Source organism: Aromatoleum toluvorans (assembly GCF_012910905.1).
Lineage (GTDB): Bacteria > Pseudomonadota > Gammaproteobacteria > Burkholderiales > Rhodocyclaceae > Aromatoleum > Aromatoleum toluvorans.
The window spans coordinates 17,657-39,521 of record NZ_WTVN01000002.1; the positions used below are offsets into that span (position 1 = coordinate 17,657).

At 67.6% G+C, this 21,865-nt stretch carries 20 protein-coding genes; 2 read left to right on the forward strand and 18 right to left on the reverse strand.

The window, feature by feature from the left end; translation table 11 throughout:
• Positions 1-26: 26 nt before the first annotated feature.
• The 18 genes from GPA22_RS01815 to GPA22_RS01900 form a co-directional block, all read right to left on the reverse strand.
• Complete coding sequence (locus tag GPA22_RS01815) at positions 27-794, reverse strand: enoyl-CoA hydratase/isomerase family protein (protein WP_169254393.1); 768 nt, start codon at positions 792-794, stop codon at positions 27-29.
• Positions 795-837: 43 nt separating this feature from the next.
• Positions 838-1,161 carry a 2Fe-2S iron-sulfur cluster-binding protein gene (locus GPA22_RS01820; RefSeq protein WP_169254394.1) on the reverse strand — a complete coding sequence of 108 codons (324 nt, stop codon included), beginning with the start codon at positions 1,159-1,161 and terminating at the stop codon, positions 838-840.
• Between the two features lie 70 nt (positions 1,162-1,231).
• A complete protein-coding gene (locus GPA22_RS01825) occupies positions 1,232-2,047 on the reverse strand; it encodes an SDR family oxidoreductase (protein ID WP_169254395.1) in 816 nt (271 codons plus the stop codon).
• Positions 2,048-2,074: 27 nt separating this feature from the next.
• Positions 2,075-2,890: an SDR family oxidoreductase gene (locus GPA22_RS01830; RefSeq protein WP_169254396.1), complete on the reverse strand. Its 816-nt coding sequence runs from the start codon at positions 2,888-2,890 to the stop codon at positions 2,075-2,077.
• A gap of 16 nt (positions 2,891-2,906) precedes the next feature.
• Entirely contained in the window at positions 2,907-4,604 is a 1,698-nt protein-coding gene (locus tag GPA22_RS01835) for a 2-oxo acid dehydrogenase subunit E2 (protein WP_169254397.1), read from the reverse strand.
• Positions 4,605-4,614: 10 nt separating this feature from the next.
• Positions 4,615-5,607: an alpha-ketoacid dehydrogenase subunit beta gene (locus GPA22_RS01840; RefSeq protein ID WP_246264000.1), complete on the reverse strand. Its 993-nt coding sequence runs from the start codon at positions 5,605-5,607 to the stop codon at positions 4,615-4,617.
• Between the two features lie 29 nt (positions 5,608-5,636).
• Positions 5,637-6,665 (reverse strand): thiamine pyrophosphate-dependent dehydrogenase E1 component subunit alpha, encoded by a 1,029-nt coding sequence (locus GPA22_RS01845; protein WP_169254399.1) that lies wholly within the window; start codon positions 6,663-6,665, stop codon positions 5,637-5,639.
• 221 nt (positions 6,666-6,886) lie between these two features.
• Entirely contained in the window at positions 6,887-8,125 is a 1,239-nt protein-coding gene (locus GPA22_RS01850) for an aromatic ring-hydroxylating oxygenase subunit alpha (protein ID WP_169254400.1), read from the reverse strand.
• A gap of 63 nt (positions 8,126-8,188) precedes the next feature.
• Positions 8,189-8,875, reverse strand: a complete 687-nt coding sequence (locus tag GPA22_RS01855; RefSeq protein ID WP_169254401.1) for a TetR/AcrR family transcriptional regulator — start codon at positions 8,873-8,875, stop codon at positions 8,189-8,191.
• Between the two features lie 150 nt (positions 8,876-9,025).
• On the reverse strand, positions 9,026-9,835 hold the full coding sequence (locus GPA22_RS01860; RefSeq protein ID WP_211168881.1) for a sugar phosphate isomerase/epimerase family protein: 810 nt from the start codon (positions 9,833-9,835) through the stop codon (positions 9,026-9,028).
• Between the two features lie 3 nt (positions 9,836-9,838).
• On the reverse strand, positions 9,839-10,408 hold the full coding sequence (locus GPA22_RS01865; protein ID WP_169254402.1) for a VOC family protein: 570 nt from the start codon (positions 10,406-10,408) through the stop codon (positions 9,839-9,841).
• A gap of 11 nt (positions 10,409-10,419) precedes the next feature.
• A complete protein-coding gene (locus GPA22_RS01870; protein ID WP_169254403.1) occupies positions 10,420-10,758 on the reverse strand; it encodes a hypothetical protein in 339 nt (112 codons plus the stop codon).
• Between the two features lie 27 nt (positions 10,759-10,785).
• Positions 10,786-13,356 carry an efflux RND transporter permease subunit gene (locus tag GPA22_RS01875; RefSeq protein WP_169254404.1) on the reverse strand — a complete coding sequence of 857 codons (2,571 nt, stop codon included), beginning with the start codon at positions 13,354-13,356 and terminating at the stop codon, positions 10,786-10,788.
• A gap of 12 nt (positions 13,357-13,368) precedes the next feature.
• Entirely contained in the window at positions 13,369-14,436 is a 1,068-nt protein-coding gene (locus GPA22_RS01880) for a WD40/YVTN/BNR-like repeat-containing protein (RefSeq protein WP_169254405.1), read from the reverse strand.
• A gap of 79 nt (positions 14,437-14,515) precedes the next feature.
• Complete coding sequence (locus tag GPA22_RS01885) at positions 14,516-15,877, reverse strand: DUF1329 domain-containing protein (protein ID WP_169254406.1); 1,362 nt, start codon at positions 15,875-15,877, stop codon at positions 14,516-14,518.
• Positions 15,878-15,911: 34 nt separating this feature from the next.
• Positions 15,912-17,537 (reverse strand): DUF1302 domain-containing protein, encoded by a 1,626-nt coding sequence (locus GPA22_RS01890; protein ID WP_169254407.1) that lies wholly within the window; start codon positions 17,535-17,537, stop codon positions 15,912-15,914.
• Between the two features lie 98 nt (positions 17,538-17,635).
• Positions 17,636-18,646: an NAD(P)H-quinone oxidoreductase gene (locus GPA22_RS01895; RefSeq protein WP_169254408.1), complete on the reverse strand. Its 1,011-nt coding sequence runs from the start codon at positions 18,644-18,646 to the stop codon at positions 17,636-17,638.
• 8 nt (positions 18,647-18,654) lie between these two features.
• Positions 18,655-20,043: an aromatic ring-hydroxylating oxygenase subunit alpha gene (locus tag GPA22_RS01900; RefSeq protein ID WP_169254409.1), complete on the reverse strand. Its 1,389-nt coding sequence runs from the start codon at positions 20,041-20,043 to the stop codon at positions 18,655-18,657.
• A gap of 278 nt (positions 20,044-20,321) precedes the next feature.
• Between GPA22_RS01900 and GPA22_RS01905 the strand changes: the two genes are divergently transcribed.
• Together GPA22_RS01905 and GPA22_RS01910 are read left to right on the forward strand one after the other, a co-directional pair.
• Positions 20,322-21,083: an SDR family NAD(P)-dependent oxidoreductase gene (locus GPA22_RS01905; RefSeq protein WP_169254410.1), complete on the forward strand. Its 762-nt coding sequence runs from the start codon at positions 20,322-20,324 to the stop codon at positions 21,081-21,083.
• Positions 21,084-21,096: 13 nt separating this feature from the next.
• Entirely contained in the window at positions 21,097-21,831 is a 735-nt protein-coding gene (locus GPA22_RS01910) for a ThuA domain-containing protein (protein ID WP_169254411.1), read from the forward strand.
• The last annotated feature ends 34 nt before the right edge of the window (positions 21,832-21,865 follow it).

Genomic DNA, 21,865 nt, shown 5'->3' on the forward strand with positions numbered 1-21,865 from the left:
GGAAACATTGCGAGGCCGTCGCAGGCTCAGCGCCGCGCTGCGCGCAGTGCGAAGAAGGCGTCGATCGCGGCGACGAACTCCGGGCGGCCGGCACAATCGAGGAAGGCCTCGTACTCGGCATCGAGCTGTGCGGCGAGGGCGCGCCCCGAAGACGCACGCATCAGGCGCTTGAGGTGCGCGAGCACGTGCGGTTCGCGACTGGCGAGGCGCCGGGCGGCCGCCAGCGTCTCCTCGGCCAGGGCGTGGGCGGGAAGGACGCGGTTGACCAGCCCCAGCCGCAGCGCCTCCGCGGCATCGAAGGTGTCGCCCAGCAGCGCGATTTCCAGCGCCTTGCGCATCCCGACCACGCGCGGCAGGGCCCACGACATGCCGCCGTCGCAACTGGTGCCGATGTCCGCATAGGCGAACGTGAAGCGCGTCCCCTCCGCGGCGAAGGCGAGGTCCGCCGCCAGCATCAGGCTCATCCCCGCCCCGGCCGCCGCGCCGTGCACGCTGGCGAGCACGGGCTTGGGCATCTCGGCGATGAGGCGCACGGCCTCGTGCACGGGCGGGATCAGCTCATGCACGGCCTCGGTCGGCCGCGCCCGCAGGGTCTGCAGATCGCCGCCGGCCATGAAGGCCTTGCCGTTGCCAGCGAAGACGACGACCCGTACTTCGGCATCCTCGGCGAGTGCACGGCAGGTCGCCGCCAGCGCGCGCGCCAGCTCGCCGTCCAGCGCATTCAGGACGTCGGGGCGATCGAAACGCACCTGGGCGACGTGGTCGGCGACTTCGACGGTCAGGGGTGAACTCATGCTCATGGTTCCTGCGGTTTCAACGACGTGGTGAGCGAGGTGCTCACTGGGTTTCGGGGACGTGCAGCGTCAGGCGGCCGTCGAGCTCCGGGGTCACGGCGATCTGGCAGCTGAGACGGCTGTTGGGGCGGCGTTCGGCCGCGACGGCATCGAGCAGCTCGTCCTCGAGCGTGCCGCGCTCGGGCAGCAGCCCCTCGCAGCTCGGATCGACGTACACATGGCAGGTCGCGCACGCGCAGGAGCCGCCGCATTCGGCGACGATTCCGGAGATGCCGCTCTGCACGGCACCGCTCATCGCGCTGGCGCCCTTCAACACATTCACTTCGCGGCGCTCGCCGTCGGGCAGAACAAAGGTCACGCTAGGCATTTCAGATACTCCGGGAACGCCGGCCCCGCAGCACGGGGCAGGCAATTCCAATGTTGATGAAGAATCGGCATCAGTCCAGCTTCGGCATCGTGCCGAGGAAGCCGCCGGGCCGGCTGTGGAACAGCGCGGACGCCGAGGAACCTGCCGCCGATACGCCCGAGTCGATGACCAGGGTATGGGCATTGACGTGGCGCGCCTCGTCGCTGGCGAGATACAGCAGGGTCTCGGCGACCTCGATCGGGAACGCGGGACTGCCGAGCGGCGAACCGCGTCGCGCGCCTTCCATGGCACCGTCGCGGTCGCCATACACCTGCTCGACCAACGGCGTGACGACCAGTCCCGGCGCCACCGCGTTCACGCGGATCCCGTACTGCGCGAGTTCGGAGGCGGCACCGCGCGTCAGGGCGATGACGCCCGCCTTGGCCACGCTGTAGACCTGCGGCCCTACTCCGCCGACCACGCCGGCGAGGCTGGACAGGGACAGGATGACTCCGTCGCGCTGCTCGCGCATCTGCCGCCCCGCATGCTTGATGCCGTAGAACACGCTGTCCAGCAGCACGGAATGGGTGCGGTGCCAGTCTTCCGCCGAGGTTTCGAGAATGGAGCCGACGACGCCGATCATGCCGGCGTTGTTGACCATGCAGTCGAGCCGGCCGTGCAGGCTCACCGCATGGGCCACGGCCGCCGCGACCTGCGCTTCGACACTGACGTCGGCAGCGACGAAGCCCGCGCCGAGTTCGGCCGCCAGGCGCTCGCCTGCGGCCGCGTTGATATCCGATAGCACGACCGCGGCCCCTTCGACCGCGAACAGGCGCGCCGTCTCGGCGCCGATGCCGCTCGCCGCACCCGTGATGAGTACCACTTTGCCTTTCAGGCGTTCGCTCATGATGAGGTTCTCCGATCCCTTGCCTGTTCAGGCATTGCCCGACGGGCCGATGAAGGTGCTGGGGCGGTCGCGCAGCACGCTCGCGCCGGACGCGAAGCCGCCCGCCGTGACGCCCGAATCGACCACCAGCGTGTGCGCCGTCACATGCGCCGCGGCATCGCTGGCGAGGTACAGCAGGCTCGCGGCGATCTCCTCGGGGAGGAGCGCCGAACCCAGCGGCGAGACCTGCTTCGCCCCTTCCATCGCCGCCTCGCGCCCGCCGCGGATCTGCTCGACCAGCGGGGTGACCGTCGTCCCGGGCGCCACGGCGTTCACGCGGATGCCGTATTGGGACAGTTCGGCCGCCGCCGAGCGCGTGAGGCCGATCACCCCGTGCTTGGCGGCGGTGTAGGCATGCGGCCCGAGGCCGCCCATCACGCCGGCGATGCTCGACACCGACAGGATCACGCCGCTGCGCTGCTCGCGCATCTGCCGCGCCGCATGCTTGATGCCGTAGAAAACGCTGTCGAGCAGCACAGCCTGGGTCGCACGCCACGCCTGTGCGGTGGTCTCCATCAGTGAACCGACGGCGCCGACGACGCCCGCGTTGTTGATCATGCAGTCGAGGCGGCCGAGGAGCTCCACCGTGCGCGCCACGGCACGCGCGATCTGCTCTTCGCGCGTCACGTCGAGCACGACGAAGTGCCCGCCCAATTCAGCCGCGAGCGCCGTCCCCGCCGTCTCGTTGATGTCGGCCAGCACCACCCGGGCTCCTTCGGCGGCGAAGCGGCGCGCCGCCGCGGCACCGATGCCGCTCGCCGCCCCGGTCACCAGCGCGACCTTGTCCTGCAGACGTCCACTCATGTCGATCTCCAATAACTCAGCCGAGGAGCGCGTAGGGGCGCTCGACCCACTTGCGCAATGCTGCGAGGAAGCTCGCACCGACGGCGCCGTCGATCGCGCGGTGATCGCAGGACAGCGTCACCGACATGCGCGAGCGGAATGCCACACCGCCATCCGAGGCCTCGCAGGCCTCGCGGCGAACGGTGCCGACCGCGAGGATGGCGCCCTGCGGCGGGTTGATCACCGCGTCGAACTGGCGCACGCCATACATGCCGAGGTTCGACACCGTGAAGGTGCCACCGGTGAGCTGTGCCTGGCTCAGCGTCCGGCTGCGCGCCCGCTCGGCGAGATCCGCGGTTTCCGCGGCGATCGCGAACACCCCCTTGTCTTCCGCGTTGCGGATCACCGGCGTCACTAGCCCGCCCTCGATCGCCACCGCCACGCACAGGTGCACCCCGCTGAACTGCTTGATCCCGGCCTCGGTGAAATGCACGTTCGCCGCCGGCACGTCGCGCAGCGCCAACGCCACCGCCCGCATCACGAAGTCGTTGAGCGACAGCTTGCGCCGCCCTTCGCTCTGCTCGTTGACGGCCTGGCGCAGCGCGATCAGCGCATCGAGCTCGAGATCCACGGTGAGGTAGAAATGCGGGATCGTCTGCTTCGACTGCGTGAGGCTCGCGGCGATGGCCTTGCGCATCGGGGTGAGCCGGATCAGCTCGAAGTCCTCGACCGGCGCCGCGGCGACGTCCTGCGTCAGCGCGGCGCGGAAGGCCTCCTTCACGTCGCCTTTCTGGACGGTGTTGCGCGCGCCGGTTCCACGCAGGGTGGACAGGTCGATGCCGAGCTCCGCGGCCAGCTTGCGTGCAGCCGGGCCGGCGCGGACGTCCGACAGTGCGGCCGGCGTCGCGGGTTCATGCGATCCAAAATCCCCGACCGGCGTCTGCGTCGGAATCCTGCACACACGCTCGACATCCGCCACCGAAATCCGTCCGCGGCGACCGCTGCCCGCAAGGGCCGAGAGATCGACGCGGCTGCGATTCGCGAGTCGCCGCGCGATGGGGGACGCGTGAGCCCGCGCGTTGCGCTGCTCCAGTTCCGCATCGCTCGGAACGGGAATCGCCACGGCGCCCTCGTGCAGCCCCTGACGACCGGCCGCGACATCCTCGAGCGACACGCGGCCGTGGCGACCGCTTGCGGCGAGGGTCGTGAGGTCGATGCCGGCACGATCGGCCACCCGGCGCGCGACCGGACTCGCCTTCACCGTCGCATTGCGCGTGACGATGCGTTCGCGCTCCTCGCCGCTGAGCGGGACGGCGATCGGCGCCGGCGCGGCCTCGTGTTGCTCAACCGCCTCGCTCACGTCCGCAACGGGCGGCACCGGCGCTTCCTCCGCCTGCGCGACCGGTGCAGGAGCCACCGCCGTCGCGGGCGCCGCGCCCTGCCCGTTCTGCGCCAGATACGCGTCGATCTCGGCCTCGCCCACTTCAGAGTCGGCAGCGACGGCAAGCAGCCCGCCCACGGGCAGGGTGTCGCCCTCCTTCGCCACCAGTCGGCGAATGACGCCCGGCACGTCGCCCATGGCCTCCATCGTGTTGATGATCTTGGCCGTCTCGATGTCGACGAGCTCGCGGCCCTTCTCGACGCGGTCCCCGATGGCGACGTGCCATGCGGAGATCGTCCCCTCGGTCATCTCCAGGCCCCACTGGGGCACGGTGATCGGATGAATCCTGCTCATGCCGGCCCCCTCAGTGCGCGATCACGGAGCGGATGGCCCGCTCGACGCGTGCGGCGTCGGGCAGGTACTCGCGCTCCAGTTCCGGCGCGAACGGTACCGGCGTGTGCGGCGGCGTGACCGTCGCGACCGGCGCACGCAGGCTCGCGAACGCCTCGCGCGCCGCCAGCGCGGCGACGTCGGCGGCGAAACCGCAGCGCGGCGGCGCCTCGTCGACGACGACGAGGCGCCCGGTCTCGCGCACGCTTTCGAGGATCAGCTCCTCGTCGAGCGGCGAGGTCGTGCGCGGATCGATCAGGTCGCAGCGCACCCCTTCGGCCGCGAGCCTGTCGACCACGCCGGTCGCGAGCTTCACGAGCTGGCCCGTCGCCACGACGGTCGCGTGCTCGCCCTCGCGCACCAGCACCCCTTCACCAAAGGGAATCGTGTAATCGCCGTCGGGCACTTCGCACGTGTCGTTGTAGAGCATCTTGTGCTCGAGGAAGATCACCGGGTCGTCGTCGCGGATCGCCTGCAGCAGCAGGCCCTTCGCGTCGTAGGCGTTCGAGGGCATCACGACCTTGATGCCGGGAATCGCGCTGAGCAGCGCGTGCATGCTCTGCGAATGCTGCGCAGCGGCGCTGCGCCCGGCCCCCACCGTCATGCGCACGACCAGCGGCGCCTTGGCGCCGTTGAACATGTAGCGGAACTTGGCGGCCTGGTTGAGGATCTGGTCGAAGCACACACCGATGAAATCGCTGAACATGATTTCCGCGACCGGGCGCAGGCCCGCGAGCGCGGCGCCGTTGGCCGCGCCGATGATCGCCGACTCGCTGATCGGGGTGTCGATGACGCGGTGCTCGCCGAACTTCGGCAGCAGGCCCTTCGTGAGGCCGAACACCCCGCCGGCGGCGTCGCGCTGGCCGGACGTGCCGCCTGCGCCGCCGGACACGTCCTCGCCCAGCACGATGACGGACGGGTCGCGGGCCATTTCCAGGTGGAGCGCTTCGTTGATGGCTTCTCGCATTGACTTCTTAGGCATGGCAGCGGACCCGTTCAATAGTTGTCATAGACGTTGGTGAGGAGGTCTTCGGCGCGGGGGCGCGGCGCGTTGCGCGCCTCCTGCACCGCGCGCTCGATCAGCGCGCCGACTTCGCGGTCGACCGCGTCGAGCTCGGCCGCCGTCAGGCCGCCATCGGCCTCCATGCGCGCCCGGAAATTCACCAGGCAGTCCTTCTCGGCGCGGTAGCGCTGCACCTCGTCCTTTGCGCGGTAGTTCTGCGGGTCGCCCTCGAAATGGCCGAAGTAGCGGATGGTTTCGCAGTAGATCGCGGTCGGGCCGCCGCCGTTGCGCGAGACCTCGAGGGCCTTGCCCATCGCCTCGTACACCGAGAAGAAGTCGAAGCCGTCGGCCTGCCACACCGGAATGCCGAAGCCCTCGATGCGCTTCACGATGTCCTCGCAGCCGATGCCGTAGGAGGCGCCGGTGTGCTCGCTGTAGCCGTTGTTCTCGAACACGAAGACCTTGGGCAGCTGCAGCACGACGGCCATGTTCATCGCCTCGAACACCGTGCCCTGGTTCGACGCGCCGTCGCCGGTGAAGGACGCCGCAATCCGCCCCTCGCCGCGCAGCTTGCACGCGATCGCCGCGCCCACGGCGATCGGCTGGCCGGCACCGACGATGCCGTTGGCGCCGAGCATACCCTTGCCGATGTCGGCGATGTGCATCGAGCCGCCCTTGCCGCCGTTGAGCCCGTCGCGCCGCCCGTGGATCTCCTTCATCATGCCGACGACATCGCAGCCCTTGGCGATGCAGTGTCCGTGGCCGCGGTGCGTGCTGATGATGTAGTCGGCATCGCTGAGGTGCTCGCATGCGCCGACCGCCACCGCCTCCTGGCCGCAATACAGGTGCGTGAAACCGGGAATCGCGCCGGCGGCGTTCTCGACATGCACGCGCTCCTCGAATTCGCGGATGGTCTTCATCTGACGGTAAGCGCTCAACAGCTGCTCGCGGGTCAGCCCGTCGCCGTGACGCGCGGCCGAAGCGGCCTTCGGCGCAGTGATCACATCTTGTTCGGCAGTCATCTCTCTGTTTTTCCAGATTTGTGGGGTTGATTCCAGCGCATCCCGGCATTCTTAAAACCGTCTAGCCGGCTTGTTTTTACATCAAATCGACGCGCGAGGCAAAGAATTTTTTATGCGGGGATAACGGGAAGCGGTGCGTCGTGCTTCCGGCGCCCGGCTGCGGCCGGGAAAAAGGGATGCCCGCGCCGCGTCGCGAGCGCGGGCACCCGGCGGAGAGCCGCTTACTTGCGCGCGGCGTCCAGCATCGCTTCGATGTTGCGATGGATGTTCTGCAGCGCGATCTCGTTGGCGCCCAGCACCGGCTTGAAGTCGGCCGGCGCATAGCTCATGTTGCGCTGCCCGTCGCGCGACACGGAGTAGTCCTCGGTGCCCACGACCTTGTGGATGAAGTCGTGCATCTCCGTCCAGGGCTCCGTCTCCGGGATGTGCTGCATGTGACCGGGCTTGTAGGTCGTGATCAGCGTCGTCGCCTGATCCACCGTCTCGCCCGGGAACAGGCGCGACATGCCGTAGAACTGCTTGCCGCCGGGGATGTTGTTGCAGTTGATGACGACGTTGGGGAAGATGTAATACAGGCCGCCGTAGTTCGTGTCCGGCCATTCGGCCTCGGGCTGGTCGGCGTAGTCCATGAACTCCGCGCGCGGCATCGCCATGCGATGGTTGGGGCCGTAGTTGTCGTAGGTCATGATGTTCGACAGGGCCAGCGCGCCGATCGTGCTCGGGTGCAGCGTCGCGAAGTGGTAGCCCTCGCCATAGGTGTCGAGCGCGTACTTCCAGTTGCTGTTCACGTCGATGCGCGTGGTCTTCATCGGCCGCGCCTTTTCCAGCTCGAGGTGCGCCAGCTCGCGCGCGAAATCCTTGCCGAGGTGTGCCTCGACATCGATCGGCTCGCCGTTCGGCACCGCGCGCACGAAGATCAGGCCGTGCCATTCGGCCACCGGCACCGGGATCAGGTTGCGCTGCGCCATGTCGATGCCCTTGAAGCCTTCCGCGCCCGGCACGCCGACCGCCTTGCCGTCGAGATCGAAGGTCCAGCCATGGAACTTGCACGACATGCGGTTGCGGCGCTTGCACTCGGTGACGAGTTTGGCGGCGCGGTGCGTACACATGTTGAGGAAGGCGTTCACCTTGCCCGCCTTGTTGCGCACCAGCAGGATCGGCGGCCCCACCTCGTCGAACAGGAAGGTGTCGCCGGGCTCCGGCAGGTCGCCGGTCAGCGCCGCGAGGACGGGGCGCTCGCGGAACAGCACGCGCTTTTCCTCTTCGAAGCGGACCGGATCGGTATACACCGCGGTGGACACCGTCATCGGCGCCTCGGCGAGATCCGTGGTCCGCGCCTTGATGTGCGCGATCGTCCTGCGGCGAAGGTTGTTGTGCGACTCGCGGCGCAGCACGGTCCATTCACTGCCCTCGCCAGCGTGCTGGCCACACCCTGCGGTAATCACGGCTTCTTCACTCATGACGCGTCTCCTCTCTTTTGTCGGTGCTGTGGTTGTCATTGCCTGCAAATACCGGAATCCCGGTCAATCCCGGCCCGCCGCCGGCAGGCGGGTGTCCCGGGTTGGAGCCTCGCCGCCGCGCAATGCGCGCAGCAGGTGCCGGAAAGTCGAAACGCTGTGCGCGAACTGGGCGCGACTGGGCGCGCGCAGCGAGCGGTAGCCTAGCGCGCCGACGAACAGCGAGATCAGCAGCGAACCGAGTTCGGCCGCATCGACCGTCGCCGGCAGCTCGCCCTTCGCCTTGGCGCGTTCGACCAGGCGGATCGCGACCTCGTCGCGGCGTTGTGCCGCGCGGGCGATGCCGCCGAAAAGCTGCGGATCGCGCACCGCCTCGAGCTGGGCCGTGAGCCCGAGCAGCTGCAGCACGCCATCGCCGCGATACATCGCGGGAACGCGCTCGAGCAGGCGCTCGAGCGCCTCATGCACCGAGTCGAGCGGGTCGAGCACTTCCGCGAAGACCGCAACCTCTTCGTCGTACATGAGGCCCACGACTTCGGCGAACAGTGCATCCTTGGAGCGGAAATGGTTGTAGATGGCCGGGCCGGACATGTCGGCCGCGCCGGCGATCTCCGCCAGCGTCACACCGTGAAACCCCTTGCGCGCGAACAAGTCGGCGGCGACTTCGAGAAGCTGCTCGCGGGTGGCCTGCCCCGACCTGCGGCCGACTCGCTTCCTGAGCGGAGCGATGATCATGTCCAATGTCTCTTCCATTCCGGCTCCACGCAGTGCATCGCATAAGCCCGGTTTATAATTAATTAATACTAATTAATCTAAAACCGTCCAGACTGCTTGTCAACGAATTGCTGTTCGGGGCCCGCGGGGCCCGGCCGCACAAGTGCACGGCCGCCCCGCGGGCAGTATTCACACAGGGGCCAGCACGGCGTCGAACCAGCGCTGCGTCAGGCGACGCACGACGCGGGCACGCTCGGAGAAATCGGGAAAATCCTCGCGCAGGCGGCTCGAGCGCACCTCGACACTGAGCGGCAAGGCCGAAGGCAGCGCGGCCAGCAGCGCGCGCAGCGGCAGCCCGCCTTCGCCCGGACACGAACGCCGGTCCACCGCCTCCTCGCGGATCGCCGCGCGGTCCGTCGCTGCCGGCCCCACGGCCGACGCGTCGCACAGCTGCGCATAGCTGAACCACTGTCGCGGCACCGCGGCCAGCGCGTCCGCGTCCCCGCCCGAGCGATGCAGGTGCAGCGCATCGACGAGCAAGGCCTGGTTGGGAAGATCGACCCGACCCAGGATCGCCAGCGCAGCATGCAGGTCGGGCACGTCGGTGAAGGCGCCGAACTCGAGCGCGACACGCAGCGGCATGCCGCGCGCGTGTTCGCACAACGCGGCGAACTTCCCGGCCGTCGCGCCCGCGTCGGGGTCCGAACTCACCACCAGCACGTTGGCGGCGCCGAGTTCGGCAGCGATGTCGAGCGCCCTCAGATGGGCGGGATTCATGGGGCCGGGCCGCAGCCACACGACTTCGGCGTCGAGGACCGTGAGGCCGCCATCCGCGAGGGCGGCGCGCACCTCCGCGGTGGTGTGCGCCGTCCAGCGCTCCGGTTCGATCCACAGGCCGACGGCCGCGAATCCCGCCTCGGCGGCCGCCCGCACCGTTTGCAGCGGAGTCGCCTCGGGCATGACGCCCGAGGCGAGCGACAGCAAGCGTGACGCGGCCACGGCTCAGCCCCGGCGGCGCACGGGGTCGCGCCCGTCCCAATTGCGTGCGGCTTCGCGCAGGCTCGCGAAGAAGGCGCGGCCGGCATCATCCCCCTTCCACAGCTCGACCATCGAACCCGGTCCGCCGTGCGTGTCGACGTAGATCACCTCGGCGCTGCCGCCACGGAATTGCGCCTCCTGCAGCACCGTCGCACCCACGGCGGCGCACACGCGACGTGCCTCGGCCATGTCGTCGACCGCGATGCATACATGATGCAGGCCTTCCAGCCCCTGCTCGCGCCAGGTCGTGTAGATGGACGGCGTCGCGTTGTGCTGCCGGATCAGTTCGATCTGCATGTCGCCCCAGTAGCCCATGGCCGCCGAGAAGTCGATGTCGGCCGGCTGGCCGAGGTAGCGCAGGTTCTCGGCCTTGATGTGCTCCATCAGGTAGAAGGGGCCTGCGCCCATCGTTTCCGTCCAGAAGCGCAGCGCGGCGTCGAAATCGGCGGGCACGAAGGCGAGTTGCATGACCGGGCCGAGCGCGGCGATGCGCCGATCGACGGTCGGGACCGGCTGCGGGGTCGGTGCGTTCATCGTCGCCTCCCTCACTTGTAGAAGACCGGCAGCGTGCCGCCCTTCTTTTCCATGAACGTGACCTGCTCCTCGAGCACGGCCGCCTTCAGGATGCCCATCGCTTCCTGGTAGCGCGGCTCCTGGCGATAGAAGTCGCCGTTCATCACGCGTTCGACGTGCGCCATGCTCTCCATCTCCCAGATGTCCACGACCACCGCAGGCTTGATCGAGCCGTAGCGTTCGACAAAACAGCCGTGCAGCCGCCAGCCATGCTCCTCGAGCATCGGCACCAGCTTGCCGAGCAGGACGTCAAGAAACTCCTGCAGCTTGTAGGCATCGACTTTCAGCGTTGCCTTCATGAAGATCGACATCGTATTCCCCTCGTGGTTTGTGTCCGATCAGCGCTGGCCCAGCGGATTCGCGGCCGGCCGGATCAGCGGACTTACGTTCTTGCGCTCGCCGCCGGTCGCATGCTTCCGCGCCTTCTCGTCGGCCGGGCCGGGCTGTTCGGTGGTACTCGCAGGCAGCTCCGCGGCTTCGTCGCGAACCGCCGGCGCCTGGGGCACCCGGTCGGCCTGCGTGCGCAGCAGGAAGTGCGACAGCGCGGGGATCAGGATCAGCGCGCCGACCATGTTCCACACGAACATGAAAGTGAGCAGGATGCCCATGTCGGCCTGGAACTTGATCGGCGACCAGGCCCAGGTCACGACCCCCGCCGCCAGCGTCACGCCGACCAGCGCCACGACCTTGCCGGTGAATTCCATCGCCTGCGCATAGGCTTCGCCCAGCGTCATCCCCGCACGCTGATTCTGCAGCTGCACCGACAGCAGGTACAGCGCGTAATCCACACCGATGCCGACACCCAGCGCAATCACCGGCAGCGTGGCGACCTTGATGCCGATCCCGAGCACGGCCATCAGCGCCTCGCACAGGATCGAGGTCAGCACCAGCGGGATCACCGCGACGATCACCGCGCGCCAGCTGCGGAAGGTGATGAAGCACAGGACCACGACTGCCGCATAGACATACAGCAGCATCAGGCGGTTCGCCTTCTCGACGACGATGTTGGTCACCGCCTCGATGCCCGCCGGCCCGGCGGCGAGCAGGAAGCGCAGATCCTCGCTGTCGTGCTCGGCCGCGAACTTCTCGACCAGTGCCACGACCCCCTTCAGCGTTTCGGCCTTGTGGTCGGTGAGGTAGGCGAACACCGGGATCGTCGAGCACGCGGTGTCGACCACGTCCGGGTTGTCCGTCAGCGTCCATTGCGCGGCCGTGCCCAGAAGCGCCGGGTTGCGCGACACCGACAGCCACTTGGGGTTGCCTTCCTGCAGGCCCGACACCAGGTTGATGATGTTGTCGGACATCGCGGAGGCGCTCTGCACGCCCGGCACCTGGCGCAGCGCCCAGGTCAGGCTCTCGGTTTCCTTGAGCACGCGGTAGTCCGCACACATTTCGTCGCGCGTCTTCACGATCACGACGAACTGGTCGTTGGAGAGCCGGTAGTGACCGCCGATGTAGGCCGAATCGACGTTGTAGCGCGATTCGGGACGCAGTTCGGGCGCGCCGGCGTCGAGGTCGCCGATCTTCACGTCGAGGCTGACGAAGAAGCCGGCGATGCCGAGCACGAGCGATGCGAACACCGCACCCAGCGCCCAGGGACGCGTGGTGAAGCGCGACAGGAAGAGCCACACGCCTTGCTGCCCCCGTCCGGTCGCGGTCGCGGCTTCCTTCGCCAGACTGCGCTCGCTCGCCGCCTTGCTCACGCCGACGAAGGACAAGGCCACCGGCAGCAGCAGCAGGTTGGTGAAGATCAGCATTGCGACGCCGATGCTGGCGGTGAGCGCCAGATCCTTGATGACCGGGATGTCGATCACCATCAGCACGCCGAATCCGACCGCGTCGGCGAGCAGCGCGGTGAAGCCGGCGAGAAACAGGCGCCGGAAGGTGTAGCGCGCGGCGACGTACTTGTGCGTGCCGCGGCCGATGTCCTGCATGATGCCGTTCATCTTCTGCGCCGCGTGGCTGACGCCGATCGCGAACACGAGGAAGGGCACGAGCACCGAATACGGGTCGAGGTAGTAGCCCATCAGCCGGATGCAGCCGAGCAGCCAGATCACCGCGACGCATGAGCACAGCAGCACCAGCACGGTGCTGCGCACGCAGCGCGTGTACAGGTAGATGACGCCCGCGGCGACCGCGGCCGCGATGCCGAAGTAGGTGATCACCTGCAGCATGCCGTCGATCAGGTCGCCCACGAGCTTGGCGAAGCCGACGATGTGCACCGACACCTTGCCCGCCTCGCCGAACTTGCCGCGCACGTTGTCCTCGAGACTACGGGACAACGCAGCATAGTCGATGCGCTTGCCGGTCGCGGGGTCGAATTCCATCAGCGGCACGATGTACATCAGCGACTTGTAGTCCTTGCCGACCAGGCTGCCGACGAGACCGGCCGAGCGGATGTTGCGCATGAACTCCTCGGTCGCCTGCGGCGATCCGTCGAAGACTTCAGGCATCACCGGGCCGCCGCGAAAGCCCTCCTCGGTGACCTCGGTCCAGCGCACGCCGGACATCCACACCGATTTCATCCACGCGCGATCGACGCCCGGCGTGAGGAACAGCTGATCATTGACCTGCTTCGTGAGCTCGAGGAAGCGGGGATCGAAGATGTCGCCCTGCTCGTTGCGCACCACCACGCGCACGACGTTGCCGAGGCCACCGAGGCGCGCGCGGTTCTCGAAGTAGTTCTGGATGTACGGGTGGCTCTGCGGGATCATCTTGTCGAAGCTGGCGTTGACCTCGAGCTTCGCGATCTGCAGGCCGAGCACCGCCGTGATCAGCGCGCAGGCCAGGATGAACAGCACGCGGTGGTTGAACACCGCGCGCTCCAGCCAGTTGCCGGAGTTCCGGTCGAATTGCGCCAGGTCCCGGATCGCGGGCATCTCGCCCATCTGTTTGCTACCGACTGCCATAGCGTCGCCCACCTATTTCTGAATGCTGATTGACTCGACCTGGACACCGCCCGAGCCGACCACGACGAGGGACTGCGGACCCGCGGCGGCGAGGCTGAAATACGCCATCGCGCGCGTGACGGGCATCTCCTGCAGATGCCCCCGACCGCTGTCGACGAGGAGCTTGCCGCCCTGCGTCGCCAGCACCACGCCGCCGTCGGGCAGGCGCGCGGCGCCGGTGATCGCGTCGGTCACCCCGGTCCTGAGCTCGCTCCAGCTCGCGCCGCCGTCGTGGCTCGCGAAGGCGTTGCCCCGCAGGCCGTAGGCGACGAGGCCCGTTTCGGTGCCGAGCAGGCCGAAGAAGCTCCCCCGGTAGGGCGACGCCATCGCATCGAAGCGTTCGCGCTCGGCATCCCACCTGAGCAGCATCCCCTGCTCGCCTGCCGCATAGATCTTGCCGCGCGACTGCGCGAGGGCGTAGATGTGCAGCGAGCGCGGGTTGTCGATGCGGCCGAGCAGCGGCTTCCAGCTTTTTCCGCCGTCCCGCGTATGGAAAGCCTGGCCGAACGCGCCGACGATGAAACCCTCCTGCTCGTTCAGGAACAGGACATCGAGGAAGGGCTTGGTCGGCCCCTCTTCCTCATAGCGCGCGACGTCGCTCAGCAGCTTGCGCGCATCCTCGTGGCCCATGTCGGCACGCTGGACGAAGTAGTCCTTCATGATGCGGATGGCCTGCTGGCCGTCGAGCTGTTTGGCCCACGTCGAGCCGCCGTCCGCACTGTGAAGCACCACGCCGTCGTGGCCGACGACCCAGCCGTCGCGGGGCGTGACGAAGCGCACCGCGACGAGATCGACGCTGACGGGCACCTCGACCTGCTTCCAGCTCGCGCCGCGGTCGTCGGAGAGGAGGATGTGGCCGCGCGGGCCGACCGCGACGAGCCGCTCGCCGGCCGCGGTCACGGCCGTGAGGCGGCTGGATTTCGCCAGCTGCAGGTTGATCTGCGCGGGCGTCTCGAGCGGGTCGCGGAACGCGGCCGCTGCGGGAAGGGAGGCGATCAGGGCCGCGCCGAGGATCACGGACTTCAGGTGCCGGCTGGTCATCACTGTTGCAACTCCGGTAATGCGCATGAAGACTGCGCGCCGCCCCGGACGGGAACCGGGACGGCGCGCCTTTCGCGGGTTACTTGAAGATCACCTTGTCGAGATAGTCCGGCGACAGCTGCGCGGCGGGCAGGCGCGGCACGACGTGGTAGCCATCCTGCGCGATCATGCTCATGTACACCCCGGAGATGAGATCGACGACGTAGTTCTCGGTGATCGACGGCGCGGGCACTTCGTACGCGGGCGCACCGATCTGGATGTTCACGCGATACAGGTTGCCGGCCTTGTCGTAGTTTTCCGAGATGCCGTCGCTGTACGAATCCTCGTCGAGGTATATGTCGCGCTTGCTATAGACGTGGCGCTTGCCGTCCTTGAGCGTCGCCTCGACGTGCCAGACGCGGTGCAGCTCCCAGCGTACGCACTCCGGGTTCATGAAACGGGTCGTCGCGTTGCGCTTCTCGTGGTTGCAGCCGCCCTCTTCGGGGTACATCACGCGGAAGTTGTTGTACGGGATGTAGACCTCCTTGCGGCCAACCAGCTTCCAGTCGAAGCGGTCCTTCTTGCCCGAGAACAGCTGGTCCTCGTCATACACCTGGGCGCCGCCGGTCGCACTGATCGGCGTGTCCGCGGCCGAGTCGGGCGACAGGCGCACGCGCCTGGTCGCCGGCTGATAGGCCCAGCTGCGGCGCTCGCTGTCTTCGAGCATGTCGTGCCACAGGGTTTGCATGCCCGCCAGCCGCGTCGGGGCGAAGTATTCCATGCGGAAGGACAGCGAGGCGTCGGGCTTGTCCTTGCTCTTGTCGTAGAAGCCGTAGTCCTTGTAGGTGTGGCCCTTGGCGGTAATGACCACCTCGCCGCTCGGCTTCACGTAGCTGACCCAGGCGTTGCGGCCCATGAAGGTCGGGCGGAAACGCGCGTCGTGGTTCCACATCACCTCGAGGCCGTTCTTCGGGATCGGGAAGGGGATGCCGAAGCCGCAGCCCTTGGAGGTGTCGAGGCCCAGGTCGCCGTTGATCGTCGCGCAGCGCGTGGCGTTCTTGATCGAGTTGTCCAGCACGTCCTGCGGATAGCCGGCCGAGCGGCGGGTCTGGAAGACGTTGATGTAGTAGTCCGGGTACTTCTTCATCATCTCCATCGTGCCCGGGGTCAGGCGGTCCTTGTACTTGTCCATGTTCTTCGCGTCGATGCGGACCAGCACCTTGTCGCTCGCGAAGGGATCCGGACGCCAGCCCGCACGCTTCGGGTCGTAGTTCGCCGGCGGCTTGCCGAGGCCGCCGGTGTATTCGGGGATCGAGCCGTCGGCATTGCCCGCCTTGATCGCGCCCCACGGGGTCAGCGTGGTGCCCAGTTGCTTGATCTCGTCCGGGTTCGGGGTGGCATGGGCGAGGCTGCCTGCGGTTGCGAGCAGCAGCGCCGGAATAAGGGATTTACGAACGCTCATTGGGGTCTCCTCATGTCTCTCGGTGGGGCGGGCCTCAGAACGAGCCCTTGTAGGTCAGCGACAACCAGCCACGGTCCTGCAGCTGGCTGCCGTTGCTGAACTGGATCAGCCCGTTGGCCGGGTTCTTCTGGTAGGTCGCCAGGTAGTCGTTGTAGGCGATCGTGAAGTCGTGCTGCTGGTTGTAGGTGAAGGTCATGCCGACGGTCCAGCTGCCGCTTTTCTCGTTGCCGCCACCGAGCACGGCGCTGTTGCCGGCGATGCCATAGGTCAGGCTGGCGGTGCTGGAGATGTCCCAGCCGGGCCACACCGCCGTCCACGTCGGCGAGAAGCGCACGGTGCCCTGCCAGGCTTCACGCGAGGCGCAGCCGGTCTTCTCGTCGCGGCTCGGCGCGCCGTCGCGGTGACAACCGTTGAAATAGCGCTCGCCGGAAGTCACGCGGTCGAGCTTGCTATAGGCCACCTCGCCAGTCAGCGCGGCAGAACTCCACAGCGAAGTCGGTCCGAAGGTCGCGACGGCGTTCACCAGGCCATGCCAGGTGTCGCCGCGCGCGCCTTCGTTTGCGCCGTCGGTGATCGAGCTGGCGAGGGCCGTATCGCGGCGATGCACGAGCTCCGCGCCGACCGACACGCCGCCGATGTTCTTGGCGAGACTCAGGCCGTAGAGCTTGGCGTCTTCCGGATAGATCGCACGATAGGTACGACGCGCGAGATCGATACTGACGGTCGGCGACCGCTCGTCGAACACGCGGTAGTACGCGCCGACGGTCGCGCCCAGCAAATCGGAGTTGTAGCGCGCCGCGAGACCCCAGTCCGCCTGGCCCTTCGGCTTGTCGATGCCCCTGTTTGCCAGGTTGACGCCCGGCGCCAGCGAAAAGCGGTCCGGACCGTCGAGCAGGAAGTCGGTGCTCGAAAGATAGGTGCCGCCCTGTGCGAGACGGGTGGGATCCCACGCGTAGTAGTACTGCGCCGCGAGCGACAGGCGATCGGTGAGCTGCAGCGAGCCGTACACCTGACCGACCGGCAGCGACACTTCCTTGGCATCGACACCCGGCGTCGCCGTGGCCTTGAAGGCGTCGATCGGGGCCTGGGCGTAGGAGACGCTGTGCGACGACAGCACCAGCGCTTCGCCCCACAGGTTGGTCTGCCGGCCGACCTTCAGGCTCGCCGGCATGCTGCCGAGGTTGAAGTTGCCGAAGACGAAGGCGTCGAGGAGTTCGCCCGACGGACCGCCGTGATAGCGCTTGGTGCGGTCGGAGAACTCGTTGTCGATGTAGCTGCCACGACTGGCCAGGCCGGCCCCCGTCTTGACGTTCTCATCGAAGGCCGCGTCGTACCAGGCCGCCGCGCTGACGCGGAAGCCGACCTGGCGGCGGTAGGAGACGTCGAGCTCGGTCAGGAGGTCGACGCGGTTCGTGACCATCTCGCCGCGATCGAAGGAGTTATCGCCTTCGTCGGTATTCGGACTGTTGGCGATCACCCGGTCCTTGCCGTTCATGCGCCAGCCGGCGTTGTAGCGGACGGTGTTGCCCCACTGCATGCTGATGTCAGGATTGCCGGTATCGATCTCGATCGCCTGCGCGGCGCCGATCGCACCGAAGAGTGCCACCAGCGATACCGCTGCATGCATCGTCACCTGGCGTCCCTTTTTGTCGAATTGCATCTCTTTTGTCTCCCCTGTGGGTGGGTGCTGCTTGAATCGCGAACCTGGCGTCCGCTCGATTTTTTTGTTCGATGTCCGCATCCCGGCCTTAGCCCGGATCAGCTCCTCCAGTCCAGGACGAGCTTGCCGATATGGCGGCTGCTCTCCATCAGGCGATGCGCTTCGGCAGCTTGCGACGGCCTGAAGGTGGCGTGGATCTCCGGGCGGATCTGCCCGTTCGCTAGCAGCGGCCACACGTGCTCGCGAAGGCGCCGGGCGATCGACCCCTTGAACGCGATGGAACGAGCGCGCAGCGTGGAGCCGCTGATCGTCAGGCGCCGCATCAGCACCTTCAGGAGATCGACCTGCGTTGCGGTGCCGCCCAGCACGGCAACGAGGGCGAGACGCCCGTCGACCGCCAGGCAGTCGATATCGCGCGGGATGTAATCGCCGCCGACAATGTCGAGCACCACATCGACTCCGCGCCCCGCCGTCAGCTCGCGCACGACCTCGACGAAGTCCTCCGTGCGGTAGTTGATGCCGCGCTCGGCGCCGAGGCGCTCGGTCGCGCGGCATTTCTCGTCGCTGCCGGCCGTGGCGTACACCGTGTGACCGAGCGCGCGCGCGATCTGGATCGCCGCGACGCCGATACCGCTGGTGCCGCCATGCACGAGCAGGGACTCCGGCGTGCCGTCCTCCCGGCGCCCCAGACGGGCGCGGTCGAAGACATTGCTCCACACGGTGAAACAGGTTTCCGGCAGCGCCGCCGCTTCCACCAGCGACAGACCGGCGGGCACCGGCAGGCACTGCGCGATCGGCGCCACGCAGTACTCGGCGTAGCCGCCGCCGGCGACGAGCGCGCACACCGCCTCGCCGGCCCGCAAGCCGAAGACGTTGTCGGCATGCTGCAGGTCGCCGTCGACGATCTCGCCCGCCACTTCCAGCCCCGGCAGCGGCGAGATGCCGGCCGGCGGCGGGTAGTTGCCTTCGCGCTGCGACACGTCGGGGCGATTGACGCCCGATGCCGCAACACGGATCAGCACCTCGCCCGCAGCGGGGACGGGCATCGGCTGCTCGCCCAGCTGCAGCACCTCGGGCGCGCCGAAGCGCGTGATGGCCACTCCTTTCATGTCCGGCTTCACTCCGCGTCGTCCGCGAGATACTTGTCGAGCGTCTGGTGGAAATGGCGGATGCGGATTTCCTGGTAGTTGCCCAGGTGCAGCTCCTTGTTCTTCGACGCCTTCATGCCCGTCTGGACGTGCGGCAGGTTGCCCATGTCCTGGTCGAGGATGCCGCCGAGCACACCCAGCGCGCTCGCCCACGACTCGTCGGCCTCGAGCTGGCGCATCGGCACCGCCGGCGGAATCTGCTGCCCGGGAGGAACCGGCGTCAGGACGCGCACTTCCATCAGCGTGTGGTCCTGGTCGGGCCACGGGCGCCAGCGATACACCACCGACGGCGAAAAGCCGCCCCACGGCGAGAAGTTCGGGAAGACGTTGTAGGTCAGCGCGTCCTGCACCTCGGCGTCGCTGGCGTGATCGAGGTCCTCGCCGGCCATTTCGCCGAAGCGGAAGCGGTTGAAGTCGCCCATCACGCGGCGCGCCGACTGCCCCTCGGGCACCGTGATCGACGCGTTCGGCGGAACGACGCGGCCGTTGTACTTGAGGAAGGCGTCCATCACTTCCTGCTCGCTCAGCCCCGTTCCTTCCAGGTGCGGCGAGGTCGTGCCGAAGGGCGTGATCGCGAGATTCACGTTGTCGCCGTACAGGTTGTACTTGCTGTTGGCGTCGCCCGTGAAAGGCATGATCTGCGGATGCGTCGCGATGACGTGGAAGGCTTCCATGAAGGCTTCGGCCACCGCCTTCCAGTTCGCCGGCACGACCTTGGCGGCCCACGCCGAGGTGTAGCGGCGCTCCGGTTGCCAGCGGCGGAAGTGCTCGGGCAGGGGCGCCAGGAACTCCTCGAGCGAGGGACCGCCCTCCTCGTCCTTCACGAAGATGAAGCCGCCCCAGCGTGCGACCTGGGCCTCCGGCAGCTGCATGTTCTGCTCGTCCAGATGCGGGAAATCCCAGCGGCACGGGATGTGGCGCAGGCTGCCGTCCGTATTCCACGAGAAGGCGTGATAGGGGCAACGGAACTCGCCGACGCGGCCGTTCGCGGTGCGCAGCTTGCGGCCGCGATGCAGGCAGACGTTGTGGAACGCGCGCACGGAACCGTCGGCCTGGCGCGTCACGAGATAGGAACGCCCGGCGTTCTCGTACAACACCACGCTGCCCGGCTCGATCAGCTCCTCCTCGCGCGCGGCGAACTGCCACACGCGCGGCCACATCCGCTCCAGCTCCTTGCGGAAGAACTGCGGGCAGGTATAGCGATCGGTCGAGAGCGGCTCGGAACCCAGATTGCGATACGTGTCTGCGCGCAGGAAGCGGGGCACTGCGCGGCTGTCGCTCGCCGCCAGCTCATCCCACGACGGCGCCGCGCAGCGATCGCCCCCTTCCTCGCCGAACAGACGGTCCTTTTCAGCCATGACCCCCTCCTATCAAAAAATTCTATCGAGGCATCCATTCGCCTTTCGGATGCACTCTAACCGTGTCACGGGCAAATAACAAGCCTGCCAGACTGTTTTTTTATTTCGGATGCGCAATCCTGAAGAGCGAGCCTGCAGCGTACATAACTCGCTGTTTTCACAAGCCACAATTAGATGCGCGACTCCACTCGCCCGAAAATTACGAACAAGCTGGACTGTTTTATTTTTTGGAAATAGACTCTTCCTCGCATGCATCAACCCACAGAGAGGACACAAGAATGGATCTCGGACTGAAGGGCCGGAAGGCCATCCTGGCGGGCGCCACCAAGGGCATCGGGCGCGCGGTCGCCGAAGTGCTGGCCGCCGAAGGCTGCGCGATCGAGCTGTGCGCGCGCGACCGGCATGGCGTGGAGGAAGCGGTCGGGCAGCTGCGCAGCCGCGGCGCCACGGCCGGCGGCGAAAGCGTCGACCTGGGCGACGCACAGGCGTATCGCGACTGGGTCGGGCGCGCGTGCGAACGGCTGGGTGGCTGCGACATCTTCATCTGCTTCGGCTCGGCCGGCGGCGGCGCCCCTTCCGAGGAACGCTGGCAGGCCGCGTTCGAACTCGATCTGCTGGCGACCTACCGGGGCATCGACGCCGCCCTGCCCGCCCTCGAACGCTCCGGCAGCGGCGCAATCGTGGTGATCTCCACCACCGTCGCGATCGAGCCGGCCTTCGGACCGCAGCCGTATGCGGCGCTCAAGGCCGCGGTGACGAACTACGCCGGGGCGCTGGCGCAGTCCCTCGCGCCCAAGGGCATCCGCGTGAATACCGTGTCGCCGGGACCGGTGTTCATCGAGGGCGGCGCCTGGGACAAGATCAAGAACGGCCGGCCGGACTTCTACGACCGCACGGTCGCGCAGGTTCCGCTGGGCCGACTCGGCAGCGCGCAGGAGATCGCGCAGGCCGTGGCCTTCCTCGCCTCGCCCGTCAGCGCCTTCACCACGGGGACCAACCTCGTGATCGACGGCGGCATGACCAGGCGCGTCCAGCACTGACGGAGCGACCATCGTGCGCGTGAACTGCGTCCTGATCGCCGGCGGCAAGTGGCACGACATCGATTTCGCCCGCCTCGAACTGCTCAAGCTCCTCGGCGAGGACGAGCGTGTGCGGGTGCGCGTGTTCGAGGATTACTCGAACCTCGATGCCATCCGTGCGGCGGATTTCCTGGTCACCTACACCTGCGACGTGACACCGCCGCTGGAGGCGCAGGAAGCGCTGCGCGACTGGGTCCGCCGCGGCGGACGCTGGTTCGCGCTGCACGGCACCAACTCCATCCTGCGCTTCCTCGAGGACGGCCGCATCGACGCGCCGCGCTGGGCGCCGCTGTTCATGGACACGCTGGGCTCGATGTTCCTCGCCCACCCGCCGATCGGCGCCTTCCGCGTCGAGCCGACGGGGCGCCGCCATGCGCTGGTCGCGGGCATCGAACCCTTCGAGGTCGTCGACGAGATGTATCTGTCGGAAACCTATGCGCCGCTGGAGGTGCTGCTCGACGCCGAATTCGAAGGCGACGCGGGGCGCTTCGTGCATAAACAGTGGCCGCGCCAGCGCCATCCGGTGTTTTACCTGCGCAAGCTCGGCGATGGTGAAATCCTCTACTTGACCCTCGGCCACTGCCGCGGCCACTATGACCTTCAGCCGATGGTGGATTACTACCCGCAGGTCGAGCGCTGCGCGTGGGAGCTTCCCGTGTATTACGAACTCCTGCGCCGCGGCCTCAACTGGGCCCGACGCCGGCTGTGACAGGAATGCGGCAGTTCCTGGCACGAAATCCAAT

Excerpts from the sequence above, each read along its gene's own strand:
- GPA22_RS01815 (WP_169254393.1), bottom strand. The coding sequence starts at position 794 with ATGAGTTCACCCCTGACCGTCGAAGTCGCCGACCACGTCGCCCAGGTG.
- GPA22_RS01820 (WP_169254394.1), bottom strand. The coding sequence starts at position 1,161 with ATGCCTAGCGTGACCTTTGTTCTGCCCGACGGCGAGCGCCGCGAAGTG.
- GPA22_RS01825 (WP_169254395.1), bottom strand. The coding sequence starts at position 2,047 with ATGAGCGAACGCCTGAAAGGCAAAGTGGTACTCATCACGGGTGCGGCG.
- GPA22_RS01830 (WP_169254396.1), bottom strand. The coding sequence starts at position 2,890 with ATGAGTGGACGTCTGCAGGACAAGGTCGCGCTGGTGACCGGGGCGGCG.
- GPA22_RS01835 (WP_169254397.1), bottom strand. The coding sequence starts at position 4,604 with ATGAGCAGGATTCATCCGATCACCGTGCCCCAGTGGGGCCTGGAGATG.
- GPA22_RS01840 (WP_246264000.1), bottom strand. The coding sequence starts at position 5,607 with ATGCGAGAAGCCATCAACGAAGCGCTCCACCTGGAAATGGCCCGCGAC.
- GPA22_RS01845 (WP_169254399.1), bottom strand. The coding sequence starts at position 6,665 with ATGACTGCCGAACAAGATGTGATCACTGCGCCGAAGGCCGCTTCGGCC.
- GPA22_RS01850 (WP_169254400.1), bottom strand. The coding sequence starts at position 8,125 with ATGAGTGAAGAAGCCGTGATTACCGCAGGGTGTGGCCAGCACGCTGGC.
- GPA22_RS01855 (WP_169254401.1), bottom strand. The coding sequence starts at position 8,875 with ATGGAAGAGACATTGGACATGATCATCGCTCCGCTCAGGAAGCGAGTC.
- GPA22_RS01865 (WP_169254402.1), bottom strand. The coding sequence starts at position 10,408 with ATGAACGCACCGACCCCGCAGCCGGTCCCGACCGTCGATCGGCGCATC.
- GPA22_RS01870 (WP_169254403.1), bottom strand. The coding sequence starts at position 10,758 with ATGTCGATCTTCATGAAGGCAACGCTGAAAGTCGATGCCTACAAGCTG.
- GPA22_RS01875 (WP_169254404.1), bottom strand. The coding sequence starts at position 13,356 with ATGGCAGTCGGTAGCAAACAGATGGGCGAGATGCCCGCGATCCGGGAC.
- GPA22_RS01880 (WP_169254405.1), bottom strand. The coding sequence starts at position 14,436 with ATGACCAGCCGGCACCTGAAGTCCGTGATCCTCGGCGCGGCCCTGATC.
- GPA22_RS01885 (WP_169254406.1), bottom strand. The coding sequence starts at position 15,877 with ATGAGCGTTCGTAAATCCCTTATTCCGGCGCTGCTGCTCGCAACCGCA.
- GPA22_RS01890 (WP_169254407.1), bottom strand. The coding sequence starts at position 17,537 with ATGCAATTCGACAAAAAGGGACGCCAGGTGACGATGCATGCAGCGGTA.
- GPA22_RS01895 (WP_169254408.1), bottom strand. The coding sequence starts at position 18,646 with ATGAAAGGAGTGGCCATCACGCGCTTCGGCGCGCCCGAGGTGCTGCAG.
- GPA22_RS01900 (WP_169254409.1), bottom strand. The coding sequence starts at position 20,043 with ATGGCTGAAAAGGACCGTCTGTTCGGCGAGGAAGGGGGCGATCGCTGC.
- GPA22_RS01905 (WP_169254410.1), top strand. The coding sequence starts at position 20,322 with ATGGATCTCGGACTGAAGGGCCGGAAGGCCATCCTGGCGGGCGCCACC.